Source organism: Variovorax sp. 3319 (assembly GCF_031456585.1).
Classification (GTDB): Bacteria; Pseudomonadota; Gammaproteobacteria; order Burkholderiales; family Burkholderiaceae_C; genus Variovorax; species Variovorax paradoxus_P.
The window spans coordinates 452,979-471,377 of sequence record NZ_JAVDUZ010000003.1; the positions used below are offsets into that span (position 1 = coordinate 452,979).

Consider the following 18,399-nt stretch of genomic DNA (forward strand, 5'->3'; position numbering starts at 1 on the left):
TTGAAGACGAGGTCCTTGTTCTTCAACCAAACAAGGGCTGCCCAGGCGAACGGCTGAACGCCTGTATGGATGCCAGGCGGCACGCTTCCCAGTGGTATTCCACGTCAGCGCGTGGCACCTTTGGAGGTGCTGCGCCTATCGCCAGTCGCGTACGGAACGGAGTGTAGCTCACCCCATGGTTTCGCCCATGGGGAAGGGACTCAGGAAACCTCGGAAAGCAGTGCGACTTTTTGCGGGTCGGCTGCCGGCTCGGCGGTTTGCTCCCGCTTGGGCGTCACAGTGGTGGGAATTGGCTGGGGCCGGACGATGGGTGCCGATGGCGTTGCCATGGTTGGCGGATTGCGGCCGTTGGCCACCTGCAGCAGCCGCTCGTGCTCGGCAAGGACCTTGCCGGCATAGCCGCCGTCGTCGTCGAGATTGGCTGCGCCCACGTAGTAGCGCAGGCCGCCCTCCAGCGAGCCGGCGCGGGCGATGCATTCCTGCAGCACCTTCACGCCGACGCGCATGTTGGTCACCGGGTCGAAAGCGGTGAGCGTGCCGCCGGCGCTTTCATACTTGTCGCCATGGACGCGGGTCATGACCTGCATCAGGCCCTGTGCGCCCACGTGGCTCTGGGCGAACGGGTTGAAGCTCGATTCCACGGCCATGATGGCCAAAATGAGCGTCGGGTCGAGCTTGGTGCGCTTGCCCAGGTGGTACGCCTCCGCAACCAGCACGCTCAGCGGCTCGGCCGCAACGCGGTACTTCTTGCTGAGCCAGTAGGCTACGGCGGCCTGCTGCTTGGGAAGGTCGCCAGGGCTTGCGGCGGTGGTGCGCACGATCGCGGTGGGCTCCAGGTCTGTGGCTTCAGGCGCGGGCTTGCGCGACTGGAGCCAGCCCATGAGCTGCTCCTCGCCGGTCTGGCGAAGATCGGGCCGCGCGACGAGGGCGAGTGCCGCAAACACAATGGCCAGGCCAACCAGTGCAAACCCGTTGTGGGTGATTTCAAAAAAGCCGTCTGCCACATCGGACGCAAAGGTCCTTAGCCCGCGGGCTGTGGCATCAAACGCCTTGTTCATCGCTCTTCCTTTCTATGCGGCACCTGATCGCAGCGCCACGGGGGCGATGGACGAAGGCAGCGGCGCTTGGATTGGTACGAATCAGGCTCCGCGCGTGGAGGTGTAGGGGTGAGGGCGCGGCGACCTGATCAAGCCGGGGGAAATTCGGCAGCGGGTTCAGGGGCCCCTGCTGGGTCTGGGGCAGGCCAGGGGCAGGCGGATTCTAGCGTGGCTAAATACTCGGTCAAGTATAAGGATTTATATCCTTATGTCATTACATATTTAAACAATTCCAACTTTTTGATTCGATCTCAAGGGAAATCCCTCGGGGGTTGGGATTGCAATGCGAGCGTGGGGCGCCTAATCTGAACACGCCTGAGTTCTCAGGCGGTTTTCCGAAATCCGGTAGCCCGAGGTGCAAGTCGAGGGCTCGAACGATGGAGGATCCACGGCGGCAATCTCTTGCTGCCAGCACGGCAGGAACCATTGACTTCCGGTCGCGCGAAACGATGGCATGGGTCTTATGCCCGCCATCAAGCCCGGTAATGAGACTTTCGTCGAATTGCCGGGCTTTCTTGTTTCTGGCTTTGCTCGTCTTTGCGGCACACTCCCGCGATGGATGTAGCTTCGCTCAAACAAAACAAATGGATGCGACGTGGGATCGTCGCCTTGCTCGTTCTACTGGCCCTGTGGGCGATTGCGTGGCTCGCCGTTCCTCCCATTGCCAAGAGCCAGATCCAGAAGATCGCGAGCGAAAAACTCGGGCGGCAGGTTACCGTGGGCAAGATCGACTTCAAGCCCTGGACCCTCGAGGTTGCGCTGAACGACCTGAGCATTGCCACAGCGGACGGCAGCCGGCCCCAGGTGGCAATCAAGCGAATCTATGCCGACGCCGAACTGCAGTCGCTGTTGCGGCTCGCTCCGGTGATCGACGCGGTAACCGTCGAGTCACCCGCCATCCTCCTCACGCACCTTGCCGACGGCAAGTACGACATCGACGACATCGTCGCCAAGCTGGCGGCCGGGCCGCCGCCTGACCCCAAGGCCGAGCCGGCTCGTTTTGCGATCTACAACATATCGATCAAGGACGGCGCGGTCGACTTCGACGACCAGACCGTCAAGCGCAAGCACCAGCTGCGCGACTTCGTGCTCAATGTGCCGTTCCTGAGCAATCTGGCTTCCAAGCGCGACATCAATACCGAGCCCAAGCTCGCCTTCACCCTCAATGGCAGCAAGTTCGATTCGGCCGCGTTCACCACGCCGTTCGCCGAGAGCCGCAAAACCGACGCCCATGTGCAGTTCAAGGGGCTCGACCTGGTGCCCTACCTCGGCTACATACCCGGCGGCTTGCCCGTGAAGCTTCAGGCGGGCAGCCTGGACGCAGACCTGAAGATCGACTTTGCACAGGGCGCGACGCCCGGCCTGAAGATCACCGGCACCATCGAAGCACATGGCGCAAAGCTGGGCGACGCGCTCGGCCGTGACCTGCTTGGTTTCGAATCGCTCAAAGTGGCGCTGGCGGACGTGCGGCCGCTGGAGTCGGTTTTTCATTTGCGCGAAGTTGCTCTTTCCGCCCCCCAGCTCGCGGTCGCCCGCGACGCAAAGGGGCAGCTCAACCTGCTGGCCACCGATCCCACCACAGGGGCTGCCGAAAAAGTAGCAACTGCTCCTGCTGCCGCGGCAAGTGCCCCGGCCGGCAAGGCACCCGAAAAGCCAAAGCTCAAGGTGCAGGTCGACAAGCTTGCGCTCACCGGCGGGCGCATCGGCTGGCGCGACGAAACCGTCAAGCCCGCAGCTGCTGTCGACCTGAGCGCGCTCGGCCTCGATGTGACAGGCGTTACCTGGCCCATGGAAAAGCCGGCCCAGTTCAACGGCAGCACCGCAGTTGCCGGTGCAACGCTCAAGTTCCAGGGCAGCGCCACCGACAAGGTGGCCGATGTGCAGACCGAAGTCGACGCATTGCCGCTGTCGCTGGCGGCGCCTTATCTGGCGCAAAGCCTGGAGCCCACGCTCGACGGCAAGCTCAGCGGCCAGATCGACATTGCCTGGGCCCAGCCCGATCTCAAGTTCAAGGCCCGGCGCCTTGCCGCTGACGGCCTGGCGCTCACCCAGGCAAAGACCGCGTTGGCGAGCGTCGGCCGCTTCGAACTGGTCGATGCCGAGGTCGACATGACCAAGCACACGCTGAATGTGGCTTCGTTCACTGCCACCAACCCGAAGGTTCATATAGAACGCGACAGCGAAAAGCGCTGGATGTTCGAACGCTGGCTGAAGGCGCCCGCCGGCGGCGCGGCGGCAGAGGCCAAGGTGGCCGCGCCCAAGCCCGCAGGCAGCGGACCCGCAGCGGCACCGCCCGGCGCCAATACCAAGCCTTGGGCATTGACCATCGGCACGCTGGCGGTGGGCAACGGCACGCTCTCGTATGCGGACAAGGCCAGTGCAACGCCGGTGGCGGTCGAGATCACGGCGCTCAACCTGAACGCGCAAAAGGTCGCGCCCGAAACCAACACGGTGTCGCCCCTGCAGATTTCAGGCCGCATCGGCTCGCGACGGGCCGAGCCGGGCCGCTTCGACTACAAGGGCCAGGTGGTGCTCAAGCCGCTTTCGGCCGAGGGCCGGCTCGAAGTGGCGTCTTTTCCCGCCCATGCCTTCAAGGCCTACTACGCCGATGCCCTCAACGTAGACATCCGACGCGCCTTCGCGAGCTATCGCGGTACCGTGAGATATGCCAGCGGGCCGGCGGGCATGACCTTGAAGCTGGCCGGGGACACCGCACTCGATGACTTCCGCGCCAATAGCGTGTCGCTCACCCAGTCACCCGGCTTCGACCGAAATACCAACCAGTTGCTGAGCTGGAAGACCCTGAGCCTGCGCGGCCTGCAGGTAAACATGGCGCCCAATGCGCCACCGGCGGTGGACGTGCGCGAAACCACGCTGACCGATTTTTTTGCCCGCGTGATCGTCGACCCGACCGGACGGCTGAATCTGCTGAGCCTGACCAAGAAGGGCGAGGCCGAAGCCAATGCCGCGGCTGCGACAAGTGCAGAAGCAAAGACCCGCCGAAGCCTTGGCGGGACCAGCACCACCACAGCACCCCTGCCGCAATCGGGCGGCGCGCCGCCGTCGGCAGAAGCCATCGTCGGAGGCAGCCCAGAGCCCGCCCGGCCGGCGTCGGCGCCTGTTGCAGCGGCGCAAGCCGAGGCCGACACCGGCCCCAAGCCGGTCATCAACTTCGGCCCGATGAGCCTGGTCAACGGCCGGATCGACTTCACCGACCTGTTCGTCAAGCCCAACTATTCGGCCGACCTGAGCGAACTGACCGGCAAGCTCAGTTCCTTCTCGTCGAGCCCACCCAAGGGCGAGAGCGGCCGCCCCGCGCTGGCCGACCTTGAACTGCGCGGCAAGGCGCAGCAGACGGCCGCGCTTGAAATTACCGGCAAGCTCAATCCGCTGGCCAAGCCGATCGAGCTCGACATCACGGCCAAGATGCGCGATCTCGACCTGGCGCCGCTGTCGCCGTACTCGGTGCGCTATTCGGGCCACGGCATCGAGCGCGGCAAGATGAGCATGGACGTCAACTACAAGGTTGCAGCCGATGGCCAGCTCACGGCCACCAACAAGCTGGTGCTCAACCAACTGCAGTTCGGCGACGAAGTGCAGGGCGCGCCCAACAGCTTGCCAGTTCGGCTGGCGGTGGCGCTTTTGGCTGACCGCAACGGTGTGATCGACGTCGACCTGCCGCTGCGCGGTTCGCTCAACGATCCGCAGTTCAGCATCGGCCCGCTGATCTTCAAGGCCATCGTCAACCTCATCGTCAAGGCGGCAACGTCGCCGTTCAGCCTGCTCACAGGCGGACTCGGCGGGGGCAGCGGCGAGTCGAGCACCATTACCTTCGAACCCGGTAGTTCGGTGCTCAGCGCCAGCGCCAAGGAAAGCCTGGACAAGGTGGTCAAGGCCTTGGTGGAGCGCCCGACCTTGCAGATGACCGTGGTGGGCACCTCCAGCCTCGAGCGTGAGCGCGAGGCCTATCAGCGCCAGCGCCTGCGGCAGCTGGCCCAGGCCGAAAAGCGGCGCGCGGCGGTTCGCGGGGGCCAGACGGCAACCGATGTTCCGCCGGTCACGGATGCCGAATATCCCGAACTGCTGACTGCCGTCTACAAGCGCGCCGACATCACCAAGCCGCGCAACATGGTCGGGCTTGCCAAGGACCTGCCGGTCAAGGAAATGGAAAACCTGCTGATCACGAGCATCCCGGTCGATGAAGAGTCGATGCGGCAACTGGCCGTGGAGCGCGGCGCCGTGGTGCGCGACTACCTCCTTGCACAAAAACTCCCGAGCGAGCGCCTGTTCCTTGGCGCCGTGAAGACCAAGCCGACCGATGCCGACTGGAAGCCAGGCGCCGAACTCAACCTGGCCATGAGGTAGCAGGAAAAGGGCTTGGTTTTTCGCGCCGGCACGCTATATATAGGGGCGGCTGGGCTGTGCTTCTGGCCGCCATTTGGCTGCTGTTCCGGCATGGGTTTCAACCGCCGGCCACAACTGGGTGAAAATGTCGATGTGCGCCGGCCTTTGCCGGCGCCTTCGCTTTCTCTCTTCAGACAACGATTTCGCGCAAGTGACCTCTACTTCTTCCAAGCCACACGACCTCCAGGCCCTCGACACGCTCACCGGCGGCGCCTTCACTGCGCCAACTTCGGGCGAGCGCGCTGCGCGCATCCGCGACTGGCTCGCGGGCAACCCCGCGCCCGAGCAGATGCAGGAAGTCTTCAAGGAGCTGAGCGGCCGCGACAAGGGCGCGGCGCGCCTCTTGCGCGAAAAGCTCGACGAGCTCAAGCGCGCCAAGGGCCAGGAAGCCATTGCGGCCGAATGGGCGCAAAAGGCCGAGGCGCTGCTGGGCCAGTCCAAGCTCAACATTGCCGACGCGCTCGCCTGGCAGCGCGACGCCGCCAAGGCCGGCGCGCCGCTCTCGCGCGAGCCGCTGGCCGGTTTCAAGGTGCAACTCGCCGAGCGCGTGAAGGGCATCGAAGACCTGCAGCACCGTGCCCAGGTGCACCGCGAGGCCGCCGTGCTGCTCGCGCAGCGTTTCGAGGTGCTCTCGACCAAAGGCTGGCAGGACGCACAGGCCGCCGAAGAATCGTTGCGCGCCGACGTGACCCACTGGCAGCAGCAAGCTGCCGACATCACGGCCGATGCCAACTGGACCAGCCTGGACGCCAGGTTTGCCCCGCAGCTCGAATCGTCGAAGGCCCAATTGCTGGTCGTGTCCGATGCGTTCCATGCGGCGCTGGCCCAGGCGCAAGCGGCTGCTGCCGACCCTGCGGCACCCTTGCCGCCGGTGCCCGTGTGGGCTGACGAGCTCCGCGCTGCGCGCGGCGAAGTGGTGGCGCCCAAGGCTGCGCCAGCCAAGCCGGCGGCGCCCAAGGTCGATCCGGCTGTACGTGCGGCCGCGCAAGATGCTGTGCAAGCGGCCCTTGCCAAGCTCGAACAAGAAACCGCTGAAGGCCACGGCAAGGCCAGCGCCGGCGCGGCCGCCGCGTTGCGCGCAGTACTGAAGGAACACGGCAAGCTGGTCGACGCACCGCTCGAAGCGCGCGTGCATGCGGCGCTGGTGGCGGCCGGCGAGCTCGAAGGTTGGCAGCGCTGGAGTGCCGACAAGGTGCGCGAAGACCTCGTGGCCAAGGCCGAAGGCCTGCTCAAGCGCCCTGAAGGCCAAGCCCTCGGTGGCCGCAAGATGCAGGAAACGCTGCGCTCGCTGCGCGATCAGTGGAAGCAGGCCGACCAGGGCGGCGTGCCCAATCACGCGCTGTGGAAGCGCTTCGACGAAGCCTGCAACGAAGCCCACAAGGTGGTGGAAGCGTGGCTCGAAAAGGTTCGCGCCGATGCGGCCGAGCACCGTGCGCATCGTGTGGCACTCATTGAAGAGGTCAAGGCCTGGGCGGCCGAGCACGCCACCCCGTCCGACCTGAAGGCACACAACCGTGCGCTGCACCAGTTTGCAGACCGCTGGCGCGATGCCGGCCATGTGGGCGAGAAAGTTTTCGCCGAACTGCAGCCGCAGTGGAACGAGGCATTCGGCGCCGCACGCGCTCCGTTCGAAAGTGCGCAAAAGGCCAGCATTGAACGGCGCCAGGCCATGATTGCCGAGGCTGCCGAGCTTGGTGCGCAGCCCATGCTGCGCATCGATGCCGTCAAGGCGCTGCAGCAGCGCTGGCAGGCGGAGGCGCAGAGCGTGCCGCTCGACCGTCGCCATGAACAGAAATTGTGGGACGCATTCCGTGCGCCCATCGACGAAGCCTTCAATCGCAAGACCGCCGAGCGCGAGAAGTCTGCAACCGCAATGAGCGAACACGATCGCCATGTGCTCGAGGCCTCCAAGGCGCTCGACGCGGCCAATGCCGGTGGCGACGTGCAGAAGATTCGCGCTGCCATCGCCCGGCTCGAAGCTGCGCTGCGTGGCGAGGCGCCCCCGCCGGCACCCGCAGCCTCCAGCGATGGACCTTCGGTAGGCGCCACCGAGGTGGTCGCACCCGGACAGGCCGCGGCCGAATTCGGCGAAAGCGCCGAACAGGCTCCGGGTTCGAGCGATGCGGAAGCGCTGCCAGGTACACGCGCCGAGCCGCCGCCTGCTGCCAGCGCCGATCTCGTGGCTCCTGCGGATGGTGCCGATGCGTCGGCACGCGCCGACAGCTCGGCGCATGAAGGCAGCGAACCTGCTTCGGCCGAAGAAGCCAAGGCTCCGCCGGCACCGCCAAAGCCCGCCCCCAAGCCGGTGGTTGCGGTGCGCGGCGACGACCGCCCTGGCAACAAGAAGGCAGAAGCGGCTCCGGCAGCCCGTGCAGGTGGCCGGTTCGGCGACCGGCGCGATGGTGCCCGTCCGGGCCCGGGTGGCCCTGGTCGCCCCGGCGATCGGGGAGCTCCGCGTGGTGACCGCGGTGATCGCGGCGCACCGGCCGGGCGCTTCGGCGACCGTCCGCCTCGCTTCGAAGACCGCGGACCGCGGCTCGGCGACGCGGCCTTCCGCGCGCAGCGCGAAGCGCTCGAGCGTGCGGACATGGCGCTGCGCAAGCTGGCGGCGCAGGCCCACGGCGAAGCGCTCACGCAAGTGCTCGGTGCATGGGAGCAGCGCGATGCGTCGAAGCTGCCCAGCGTTCAGGAACTGGGCCGTGCGGTAACGCCTGCGGTGCGCACCGGCTGGTCCCAAGCCATCGGCTCAGCGCCCAAGGCGGCACCCGATGAAGCCGCCGAAGCGCTGCTGCGCCTCGAAATGGCCGCTGAAGTGCCGACGCCCGCCGAGCAGCTCGATGCGCGCCGCGCGCTGCAGCTCAAGCTGTTGACGAAGCGCGGTGATCCCCCGCCGGCGCAGACCTGGGGCCAGGACGCCGGCAAGGTGCTGGCCGCGGCGCACGACAGTGCGAGCGCACGCCGCTTGCAGAACGCGTTGAAGGCGCTGCTGCGCAAGTAAAGCGCGCTACCCGCGCACTGCCTGCGGCAATGAAAAAGCGCCCCTCGGCGCGCTTTTTCATTGTGCGATGAATCGCGTGGATCAGACTTTCTCGCCGATCACGGGCGTCTGCACAGCAGCCGCCTGCTCGGCCGCATGGCCGCTTGCGATGCGGCGCCGGACGAACAGCCCGCCGATGCCCAGCAGCAGGGCGAGGGCGCCGACGATCAGGGTGCTCTTGTCCGTGGCCAGCGAAGCCGCGACCTTGTCCTTGTTCTCCATGATCTTCTGCACGTCGGCCAGTGCGACCACCGGCTGGCCCTTGAGCTTGGCCTCGTAGACAAGGTTGTTGTCCGAGGGATCGACGCGAACTTCAACGGCTTCGTCGATCAGCGGCTCGAGCTTGCTGCGGCCGATGGCGTAGTCGACGCGCCATTTCTCGACGCTGCCGTCGGCGAGCTTGGCATCGAGGACGAAGTAGTGGCGCGTCGTGCTGCCACCGCGGCGGCGCTTCGTGGTTTCGGTGATCTCGCTGCCGCTGACGATCGTGCCGCTCTTGGCGACGAGATCTTCCACCGCGGTGCCGTGCGTGTCGGCGCCTGCCTTGAACTGCGCGTAGGCTGCCCAGCCCAGGATGCCTATGCCGAACAGCAGCGCGATCCATGCCTTGCCCGTGAGCTGGTAAAACCAATCCCTCATGTTGTTGACCTTTTTTCGGTGAGTTGATAACCCGCCGATGGTAAAGGGCAAACTGCTATCGGATACGTAGCAACGAACAAAGAGTGGACGGGCGATCAGCCCTGTTTAGGCCGAAAGAATTCATCGAACAGCGCCACCACGGCCGGGAAGTCCCGGGCGAAGTTCGGACGGTTCACGAAGTAGGCCTCGCAGGCCACCGCGAAAAACTCGCTGATCGAGGTCGCGCCGTATTCATCAAGCCATGGCCGGTCTGCGCCGAAGCGGTCGGCGAGGATGGTTTTCTCGCGAAAGTCGTCGTACGCCGGCTGCAGCACCGCAAGCCACGCGGCGCGTGCCTCGCGCGCGCTGCTCTTGCCCGCAAAGCCCGCAGGCAGCGGTGGGCAGCCGTCGGCATCGCCTCCGCGCATGTCGATCTTGTGCGCAAACTCGTGAATAACCACGTTGTAGCCGCCATTCGTAGTGATGCCGCTTGCGAGCACGTCTTGCCAGCTCAGCATCACCGGACCGCGGTCCATGGCCTCGCCGGCCACCACCTCGTCGTATTCGTGCACAACCTGTGCCTCGTCCACGATCTTTCGGCGTGCAACGACTTCCGACGGATGCACCACGATGCCAACAAAATCGTCGTACCAGTCCAGCCCGCCCTTCAGGTCAAGCACCGGCAGCACCGCCTGCGCGGCAATGGCCAGCGCAACTTCGTCCGTGATGACGAAGCCCTGGGTGCCATGAAATTGCTTGTCTCGCAGGAATTCGGCCGTAAAGGTCCGCAGCTTTTGCTGTGCCGCGTGAGGCAATTCGCCAAGGAAGGCATAGCGCTCGAGCGTGGCCTTCCAGGCGGCCTCGGGAATAGGGGGCAGGGCGCGCAACTGGCGCAGCCACTTGAACATTGCGACCGCTAGCGCAAATCGACGCGCTGCGCGCCGGCAGGTGAAAGGCACAGCAGCTGTGCGCGCGGCGGGTGGGCCGCGGCATCCCAGTCGCTGAGCACCATGCGCTGGAGGCCGTCTCCCAGGTCGTGATCGGCTGGCCGGTGCGTATGGCCGTGCACCAGTGTGCCTGCACGCGCCTGCTGCAGCCACTGGCGCGCGGCGCCGCCATCCACATCGGCCCAGCGCGCCGAAGCATCGCGCTTGCGGTCTTCGCTTTGCTGTCGCATCGACCGTGCGAGCGCACGGCGTTCGGCAAGCGGCCTGGCCAGAAACGCAGCCTGCCATTCAGGCGTGCGCACCTGCGAGCGAAACTTGAGGTAGTCGGTGTCGTCCAGGCAAAGAATGTCGCCGTGGCTCAGCAGCCAGCGTTCACCGTGCAGCACCAGCACCGTGGGGTCGTCGAGCAGCGTGAAGCCGCATTGGGCGGCGAGCGAGGGGCCTACGAGGAAGTCGCGGTTGCCGTGCATGAAGTACACCGGCAGCCGCTCGGCCGTGCGGCGCAGCAGCTCGGCGCAATGCGCTTCGAAGCCGGGCAGGGCGGCGGCGTCGTCGCCCACCCACACTTCGAACAGGTCGCCGAGGATGATCAGCGCATCGGCCGGCGTGGTCTGCAGATAGCCCTGCCACGCCTCGAAGGTGGCAGGCTCTTCGGCCTGCAGGTGCAGGTCGGAAATCAGGTCGACGGTGCGCCACGTCGGCGGGGCGAGAAGCTCCTTGAAAGCCCGGTTTGCCGCCATGCCGATGTGCGCCTGTCTGCTCGTGCCCGCTTCTTATTCGGAGACGACGACAGCCTTTTCGATCACCACGTCTTCGAGCGGCACGTCGTCGTGAAAGCCCTTGCGGCCCGTCTTCACGGCCTTGATCTTGTCGACCACGTCGGTGCCGCCGGTGACCTTGCCGAACACCGCGTAGCCCCAGCCTTGGGCCGAGGGGGCGGTGTGGTTCAGGAAGCCGTTGTCGGCCACGTTGATGAAGAACTGGGCGGTGGCCGAGTGCGGTGCGCTCGTGCGGGCCATGGCCACGGTGTAGTTGTCGTTCTTGAGGCCGTTGTTGGCTTCGTTCTCGATTTCAGCGCCGGTGGGCTTTTGCTTCATGCCGGGCTCGAAGCCGCCGCCTTGCACCATGAAGCCAGGAATCACGCGGTGGAACACCGTGTTGTCGTAGTGACCGTTCTTCACGTAGTTGACGAAGTTCTCGGCCGACCTGGGCGCCTTGGCGCTGTCGAGTTCGAGCGTGATCACGCCGTAGTTCTTGATGTGCAGTTCGACTTTGGGGTTGCTCATGAGGGAGTCCTTCTTTCGGATGTGTTCGAGAAATTACTTCGCCAGTGTGGCGGACTTGATGATGATGGGCTCGAGCGGCACGTTCTGCATGCCGCCCTTGTTACCAGTTTGCACCGCGCGAATCTTGTCCACCACCTCGGTGCCGGCCACGACACGGCCAAAGACCGTATAGCCGTAGCCGTCGGGGTTGGGCGCATTGAGCGAGTCGTTGTTCTTCACGTTGATGAAGAACTGCGAGGTGGCCGAATTGGGGTTGCCGGTGCGCGCCATTGCGATGGTGTAGCGGTCGTTCTTGAGGCCGTTGCTGGCTTCAAGTGCGATGGGCGGTCGCGTGGGTTTTTGTTGCATATCGGCAGTGAAGCCGCCGCCCTGGATCATGAAGCCGTCGATCACGCGGTGGAACACCGTACCGTCATAGTGCTTGTCGTTGACGTACTGCAGAAAGTTCTCGACCGTCTTGGGCGCCTTGGCCTGGTCGAGTTCGACCAGGATGTCGCCGGCCGAGGTGGCGAGCTTCACGCGTGGGCCGGCCTGTTGTGCATGCACGGCGCCGGCCAGAGCCAACGAGGCCACCAGCGCGAGCGCACCGCGGCGGCTGAATCGAGCGGAGGAGGAGGTGAAGAAGTCTTGGATCGTCAAGGAGAGCTCCATGTGCGAATGATGAGTGAGGCGTCGGCCCGGCAAGGCAAATTGCCAGGGCCTGTCAGGGGCGGCCGGCTACTTGCTTATTTGCTCGGGCGGCCGACCGGCTTGCGAACTTCGGCCGGGGGCGCCGGCAGCGTTGCGGCTTGCGCCTCGGTCTTCGGGTTGAAGATCTGGCGGATCAGCGCGAGCTTGGGCGCCACGCTGGCGTTGGTGCTGGCGAATTGCTGCGCCCGCACATATTCCTGGGCCGCGAGGCGCGCATACACGTCGCCGAGATTTTCATGCGCGGTGGCGTAGTTGGGGTTGAGCCGAAGCGCCTGTTCCAGCGCGGCGCGTGCCTGGTCGAACTTGCTCTGCGCTGCATAGAGCGCGGCAAGGTTGTTGTATGGCTCGGAGAGTTCCGGAAAGTCTTGCGTCAACTGCGTGAACGCGGCAATGGCCTCGTTCTGCTTTTTTTGCTCGGTGAGGATCACGCCCCGCAGGAAGCGCATTTGCGGATCGCGCGGCTTGCCGGCAATGTAGGCGTCGGCCTTGGCAAGCGCTTCGTTCGACTTGCCCTGGCGCAGCAAGGTGTTCACGTCGTCGTAGTCGTTGGCGTACGCGGCGGAACCCCACAGGCTGAAGAGCAGTGCAAAGGCAAGGGAGAGTTTGGAGAACGCGACGTGCTTCATGAAGCCTCGGCAAGATTGGGAAATGCGGGCCTCGAAAACACCCGGAATGTACACGGCAGCAGCCGTTTATACTGCGAAGCATTGTAGCCGAGGGGCCATGTCCAACCCCTCGCGGCCACTGCCCCGTCACCCCTGAAATCAACGTCGTTCGCCCGTGCCGCACGTGCGCGAAGCGACGCTTTCCGAGCCTCATGAGTCTGCGCATCTACAACACGCTTTCGCGTGAACTGGAGGAGTTCTCCCCATTGCAACCGGGTCAGGTGCGCATGTACGTTTGCGGCATGACGGTCTATGACCTGTGCCACCTGGGCCATGCACGCTCGATGATCGCCTTCGACCTGGTGCAGCGCTGGCTCAGGGCCAGCGGCTACGCAGTGACCTACGTTCGCAACATCACCGACATCGACGACAAGATCATCCGCCGCGCGGTCGAAAACGGCGAGACGATCCGCTCGCTCACCGATCGCATGATCGACGCGCTGCACGAAGACGCCGACGCGCTCGGCATCGAGCGGCCCAGCCACGAACCCCGCGCCACCGACTACATTCCGCAGATGCTGTCGATGATCGGCACGCTCGAGAAGAAGGGCCTCGCCTATCGCTCGGACAACGGCGACGTGAACTATGCGATTCGCAAGTTTCCGGGGTACGGCAAGCTCAGCGGCAAGTCCATCGACGAGCTGCATGCGGGCGAGCGCGTGGCCGTGCTCGACGGCAAGGACGACCCGCTCGATCCCGTGCTCTGGAAGAGCGCCAAGGCAAGCGAACCCGACGAGGTGAAGTGGGCCAGCGAGTTCGGTCCCGGCCGCCCCGGTTGGCACATCGAATGCTCGGCCATGGCTTGCGAACTGCTCGGCGAGACGCTGGACATCCACGGCGGCGGCGAAGACCTGCAGTTTCCGCATCACGAGAACGAAATTGCGCAGAGCGAAGGTGCAACGGGCAAGCCGCTGGCCAACTACTGGATGCACAACGGCTTCATCGTGACCGACAACGAGAAGATGTCCAAGAGCCTGGGCAACTTCTTCCTGATTCGCGACGTGCTCAAGAAGTACGACGCCGAAACCGTTCGCTTCTTTGTTGTGCGGGCGCACTATCGCCGGCCGCTCAACTACAGCGACGTGCACCTGGACGATGCCCGCAATTCGCTGAAGCGGCTCTATACGGCGCTCGAGCTGGTTGCGCCGCAAGCCGTGGCCATCGACTGGAGCGATCCGTACGCGGCGCGCTTCAAGTCCGCAATGGACGAAGACTTTGCAACGCCCGAAGCCGTTGCGGTGCTGTTCGATCTGGCAGGCGAGGTGAACCGCACGCGGTCGGCGGCGCAGGCCGGCCTGCTGAAAGCCTTGGGCGGATGCCTGAACATCCTGCAAAGCGATCCAACAAACTTCCTTCGAGCCGGCACCACGCTCGACGAAGCCACCATCCAGGCGCAAATCGATGCGCGCGCGGCCGCCAAGGCCGCAAAGAACTTTGCCGAGGCCGACCGCATCCGCAACGACCTTCTTGCGCAGGGCATTGTTCTCAAGGATTCGCCCACTGGCACGACCTGGGCCGCAGCGCAGTGAACGGAACCACCAACCCCATGCCTGCAACCAAGAAATCGAGCGTGCAGATCTTCACGCCCGACTATTGGGAGGAGGCCTGCAAGCACCTCGCCAAGAAAGACCGCGTCATGAAGCGGTTGATCCCGAAATTCGGCGATGCATGCCTCGAGTCGCGCGGCGACGCATTCACCACGCTCGCGCGCAGCATCGTGGGCCAGCAGATTTCGGTGAAGGCTGCGCAGACCGTCTGGGACAAGTTCGCGGTGTTGCCGCGCAAGCTGACCCCGGCCAACGTGCTCAAGCTCAAGGTAGACGACATGCGCGCGGCTGGGCTGTCGGCGCGCAAGGTCGAATACCTGGTCGACCTGGCCATTCACTTCGATTCCGGCGCGGTGCACGTCGATGCCTGGAAGGACATGTCGGACGAGCTCATCATCGAGGAGCTCGTGGCCATTCGCGGCATCGGCCGCTGGACGGCCGAGATGTTCCTCATCTTTCACCTGATGCGGCCGAATGTGCTGCCCGTGGACGACCTGGGCCTGCTCAACGGCATCAGCGTCAACTATTTTTCGGGCGATCCCGTGAGCCGCAGCGATGCCCGCGACGTCGCCGTGGCCTGGGCACCATTTTGCAGTGTGGCAACTTGGTATATTTGGCGCTCGCTCGACCCGGTACCGGTCGCATACTGAACAACAGGAGAAGACGTTGGCGAAACGAACCTTCCTCGACTTCGAGCAGCCCATTGCTGAACTCGAATCCAAGATCGAAGAACTGCGCTATGTACAGACCGAATCGGCGGTCGACATCTCGGAGGAAATCGACCAGCTGGGCAAGAAAAGCCAGCAGCTCACCAAAGACATCTACAGCGACCTGACGCCCTGGCAGATCACCAAGATCGCACGGCATCCGGAGCGCCCGTACACGCTCGACTACGTCAACGAAATCTTCACCGATTTCGTCGAACTGCATGGCGACCGCCATTTTGCGGATGATCTTTCGATTGTTGGCGGGCTCGCGCGTTTCAATGGCACGCCTTGCATGGTGCTCGGCCACCAGAAGGGGCGCGACACCAGGGAGCGTACGGCGCGCAACTTCGGCATGAGCAAGCCCGAGGGCTATCGCAAGGCATTGCGGCTCATGAAGACCGCTGAAAAATTCAAGCTGCCGGTCTTCACTTTCGTCGATACACCCGGTGCCTATCCCGGCATCGATGCCGAAGAGCGCGGCCAGTCCGAAGCCATTGGCCGCAACATCTACGAGATGGCGCAGCTCGAAGTGCCGATCATCGTGACCATCATCGGCGAAGGCGGCTCCGGCGGTGCGCTCGCGATTTCGGTCGGCGACCAGCTCGTGATGCTGCAGTATTCCATCTACTCGGTGATCAGCCCCGAAGGTTGCGCCTCCATTCTCTGGAAGACCAGCGACAAGGCGCAGGAAGCGGCCGATGCCCTTGGCATTACCGCGCACCGCCTGAAGGCGCTGGGCCTGGTAGACAAGATCGTGAATGAGCCAGTCGGCGGCGCGCACCGCGACCATCGCCAGATGGCGGCTTTTCTGAAGCGCGCGCTCAACGACGCCTTCCGCCAGGTCAGCGACCTGAAGCCGAAAGAGCTGCTCGACCGCCGCTACGAACGCCTGCAAAGCTACGGGCGGTTCAACGACACCAAGGCCGACACCGGCAGGTAAGCAAGCGCCCCATGAACGAAGCCTTCGAACGCGCGATGGCCGCGTTCGAGCCGGCGCATCTGCCGCTGGCGGTCGGCTTCAGCGGCGGGGCTGATTCCACTGCCTTGCTCGCCGCTTGCGCATCGGCTTGGCCAAGGCAGGTGGTTGCGTTTCACGTACACCATGGCTTGCAAGCTGCGGCCGACGATTTCGAGCGCCATTGCGCCGCGGTGTGCGAGCGGCTCGGCGTGCCGCTGGTGGTGCACCGTGTCGATGCCCGGCACGCGCAGGGCGACAGCCCCGAAGACGCGGCACGGCGTGCCCGCTACCAAGCCTTTGCGGCCATGGCCAGCTCAGTCGAGCCGGCAGGCGCTATCAAATCGATAGTTCTCGGGCACCACGCTGACGACCAGGTGGAGACTCTGCTGCTGGCGCTCTCCCGGGGCGCGGGAATGCCGGGGCTGGCTGCCATGCCGGCCCATGCGCAGCGCAATGGCCTCGACATCTACCGGCCGCTGCTGGCGGTGCCTGGCGCCGACATCCGCGCCTGGTTGAAAGACCTCGGCTTGCCATGGATCGAAGATCCGACCAACCAGGACGAGCGCTACACCCGAAACCGCATTCGCGCCATGCTGCTGCCTGCGCTGGCGCAGACTTTTCCGCAATTCCGTTCCACCTTCGCTCGCAGCGTCGGCCACGCCGCGCAGGCGCAAGAACTGCTGGGCGAACTTGCAGCGCAAGACCTGGCAGCAGTGGGCAATCCGCCGAGCATTGCGGCGCTGCGGGCACTTTCGAAAGCGCGCCAGGCCAATGTGCTGCGGCATTGGCTGATGCAGGCGCACGGCTGCGCACCCAGCGCCGCGCAGCTCGACCAATTGATGAGCCAGTTGCAAGCGTGCACTACGCGAGGCCATCGCATCCACCTCAAGGTGGCCAATGGTTTTGTCGAGCGCAGGGGCGATTTTTTGCATTGGTACAATTCCAGGCCCTCGCCCAAGGCTTCGCGCTGACGGCTTGCAGGGCGCCGCGCAGGCACTCAGGAGTGGAGCGGCCCTTTCTTTTTCTCTGAATTCACCCATGGCATTGATCGTTCACAAATACGGCGGTACGTCGATGGGCTCGACCGAGCGCATCAAGAATGTCGCCAAGCGCGTCGCCAAGTGGGCGCGCGCCGGCCACCAGATGATCGTGGTCCCGAGTGCCATGAGCGGCGAAACCAATCGCCTGCTCGGCCTGGCCAAGGAGCTGGCACCGAGCAAACCTGGCGAGTCCCACGGCCGCGAACTCGACATGCTCGCCGCCACCGGCGAGCAGGCCTCGTCCGCCCTGCTGGCCATTGCCCTGCAAGCCGAAGGCATGGAAGCCGTGAGCTACGCGGGCTGGCAGGTGTCGGTGCGCACCGACAACTCCTACACCAAGGCCCGCATCGAGAGCATCGACGACGAGCGCGTGCGCGCCGACCTGGACGCCGGCAAGGTGGTTGTCATTACCGGCTTTCAGGGCGTTGACGACAGCGGCAACATCACCACCCTGGGCCGCGGCGGCAGCGACACTTCGGCCGTGGCCATTGCCGCTGCAATGAAGGCGCACGAGTGCCTGATCTACACCGACGTAGACGGCGTCTACACGACCGACCCGCGCGTGGAGCCCGATGCACGCCGGCTCTCGACCGTGAGCTTCGAAGAGATGCTCGAAATGGCAAGCCTCGGTTCCAAGGTGCTGCAAATCCGCTCGGTGGAATTCGCCGGCAAATACAAGGTGCCACTGCGCGTGCTTTCGAGCTTCACGCCGTGGGACATCGACATCAATGAAGAGGCCAAGTCCGGCACGCTGATCACTTTCGAGGAAGACGAAAACATGGAACAAGCCGTTGTATCAGGCATCGCTTTCAACCGCGACGAAGCCAAGATCTCGGTGCTGGGCGTGCCCGACAAGCCGGGCATCGCATATCACATCCTCGGTGCCGTGGCAGACGCCAACATCGAGGTCGACGTGATCATCCAGAACCTCAGCAAGGACGGCCGCACCGACTTCAGCTTTACCGTGCACCGCAACGAGTATGCGAAAACGGTCGACCTGCTGCAATCGAAGGTCATGCCCTCGCTGGGTGCGACCGAGATCGTGGGCGACACCAAGATCTGCAAGGTCAGCATCGTGGGCATCGGCATGCGCAGCCACGTGGGCGTGGCCAGCAAGATGTTCCGCGTGCTGAGCGAAGAGGGCATCAACATCCAGATGATTTCGACCAGCGAGATCAAGACCTCGGTCGTGATCGACGAAAAATATATGGAATTGGCCGTGCGCGCGTTGCACAAAGCCTTCGATCTGGACCAACCTGCCGCCTGACAGTGGCATAATCTCGGCTTCTTTCAGGAACTGTGACCGAGTGGCCGAAGGTGCTCCCCTGCTAAGGGAGTATGGGGTGTAGAGCCTCATCGAGGGTTCGAATCCCTCCGGTTCCGCCAGACCCAGCGTTCATGAC

At 64.5% G+C, this 18,399-nt stretch carries 14 protein-coding genes, 1 tRNA gene and 1 riboswitch; of the genes, 8 read left to right on the forward strand and 7 right to left on the reverse strand.

Annotation, left to right across the window (positions count from 1 at the left end):
• Nucleotides 1–32: 32 nt before the first annotated feature.
• Nucleotides 33–159: riboswitch (ZMP/ZTP riboswitch) on the reverse strand.
• A 41-nt stretch (nucleotides 160–200) separates the two neighbouring features.
• Nucleotides 201–1,058, reverse strand: coding sequence for a lytic transglycosylase domain-containing protein (locus J2X67_RS09245; protein ID WP_309952406.1), 858 nt, complete (start codon nucleotides 1,056–1,058; stop codon nucleotides 201–203).
• A gap of 594 nt (nucleotides 1,059–1,652) precedes the next feature.
• Here J2X67_RS09245 and J2X67_RS09250 point away from each other — a divergent pair.
• Together J2X67_RS09250 and J2X67_RS09255 are read left to right on the forward strand one after the other, a co-directional pair.
• Nucleotides 1,653–5,462, forward strand: coding sequence for a DUF748 domain-containing protein (locus tag J2X67_RS09250; RefSeq protein ID WP_309952407.1), 3,810 nt, complete (start codon nucleotides 1,653–1,655; stop codon nucleotides 5,460–5,462).
• Nucleotides 5,463–5,592: 130 nt separating this feature from the next.
• On the forward strand, nucleotides 5,593–8,499 hold the full coding sequence (locus J2X67_RS09255; RefSeq protein ID WP_409050478.1) for a DUF349 domain-containing protein: 2,907 nt from the start codon (nucleotides 5,593–5,595) through the stop codon (nucleotides 8,497–8,499).
• 81 nt (nucleotides 8,500–8,580) lie between these two features.
• Here the strand turns inward: J2X67_RS09255 and J2X67_RS09260 are convergent, their stop codons facing one another.
• The 6 genes from J2X67_RS09260 to J2X67_RS09285 all read right to left on the reverse strand — a co-directional run bounded on the left by J2X67_RS09260 (nucleotide 8,581) and on the right by J2X67_RS09285 (nucleotide 12,705).
• A complete protein-coding gene (locus tag J2X67_RS09260; protein WP_309952411.1) occupies nucleotides 8,581–9,177 on the reverse strand; it encodes a hypothetical protein in 597 nt (198 codons plus the stop codon).
• Between the two features lie 95 nt (nucleotides 9,178–9,272).
• Nucleotides 9,273–10,064, reverse strand: coding sequence for a zinc-dependent peptidase (locus tag J2X67_RS09265; protein ID WP_309952412.1), 792 nt, complete (start codon nucleotides 10,062–10,064; stop codon nucleotides 9,273–9,275).
• Between the two features lie 8 nt (nucleotides 10,065–10,072).
• Nucleotides 10,073–10,843 (reverse strand): UDP-2,3-diacylglucosamine diphosphatase, encoded by a 771-nt coding sequence (locus J2X67_RS09270; protein WP_309952413.1) that lies wholly within the window; start codon nucleotides 10,841–10,843, stop codon nucleotides 10,073–10,075.
• A gap of 33 nt (nucleotides 10,844–10,876) precedes the next feature.
• Entirely contained in the window at nucleotides 10,877–11,389 is a 513-nt protein-coding gene (locus tag J2X67_RS09275; RefSeq protein WP_309952415.1) for a peptidylprolyl isomerase, read from the reverse strand.
• 33 nt (nucleotides 11,390–11,422) lie between these two features.
• Nucleotides 11,423–12,040, reverse strand: coding sequence for a peptidylprolyl isomerase (locus tag J2X67_RS09280; protein ID WP_409050474.1), 618 nt, complete (start codon nucleotides 12,038–12,040; stop codon nucleotides 11,423–11,425).
• Between the two features lie 74 nt (nucleotides 12,041–12,114).
• Nucleotides 12,115–12,705 (reverse strand): tetratricopeptide repeat protein, encoded by a 591-nt coding sequence (locus J2X67_RS09285; protein WP_309952417.1) that lies wholly within the window; start codon nucleotides 12,703–12,705, stop codon nucleotides 12,115–12,117.
• Between the two features lie 191 nt (nucleotides 12,706–12,896).
• Between J2X67_RS09285 and cysS the strand changes: the two genes are divergently transcribed.
• From cysS to J2X67_RS09315, 6 genes are all read left to right on the forward strand, one after another.
• Nucleotides 12,897–14,273, forward strand: a complete 1,377-nt coding sequence (cysS, locus tag J2X67_RS09290; RefSeq protein WP_309952418.1) for a cysteine--tRNA ligase — start codon at nucleotides 12,897–12,899, stop codon at nucleotides 14,271–14,273.
• 17 nt (nucleotides 14,274–14,290) lie between these two features.
• Nucleotides 14,291–14,941, forward strand: coding sequence for a DNA-3-methyladenine glycosylase (locus J2X67_RS09295; protein WP_281148398.1), 651 nt, complete (start codon nucleotides 14,291–14,293; stop codon nucleotides 14,939–14,941).
• Nucleotides 14,942–14,957: 16 nt separating this feature from the next.
• Nucleotides 14,958–15,938, forward strand: coding sequence for an acetyl-CoA carboxylase carboxyltransferase subunit alpha (locus J2X67_RS09300; RefSeq protein ID WP_281148397.1), 981 nt, complete (start codon nucleotides 14,958–14,960; stop codon nucleotides 15,936–15,938).
• A gap of 11 nt (nucleotides 15,939–15,949) precedes the next feature.
• Complete coding sequence (tilS, locus tag J2X67_RS09305) at nucleotides 15,950–16,927, forward strand: tRNA lysidine(34) synthetase TilS (protein WP_309952420.1); 978 nt, start codon at nucleotides 15,950–15,952, stop codon at nucleotides 16,925–16,927.
• Between the two features lie 67 nt (nucleotides 16,928–16,994).
• Nucleotides 16,995–18,263 (forward strand): aspartate kinase, encoded by a 1,269-nt coding sequence (locus J2X67_RS09310; RefSeq protein WP_309952422.1) that lies wholly within the window; start codon nucleotides 16,995–16,997, stop codon nucleotides 18,261–18,263.
• Nucleotides 18,264–18,289: 26 nt separating this feature from the next.
• Nucleotides 18,290–18,382, forward strand: a tRNA-Ser gene (locus J2X67_RS09315).
• Nucleotides 18,383–18,399 lie beyond the last annotated feature (17 nt).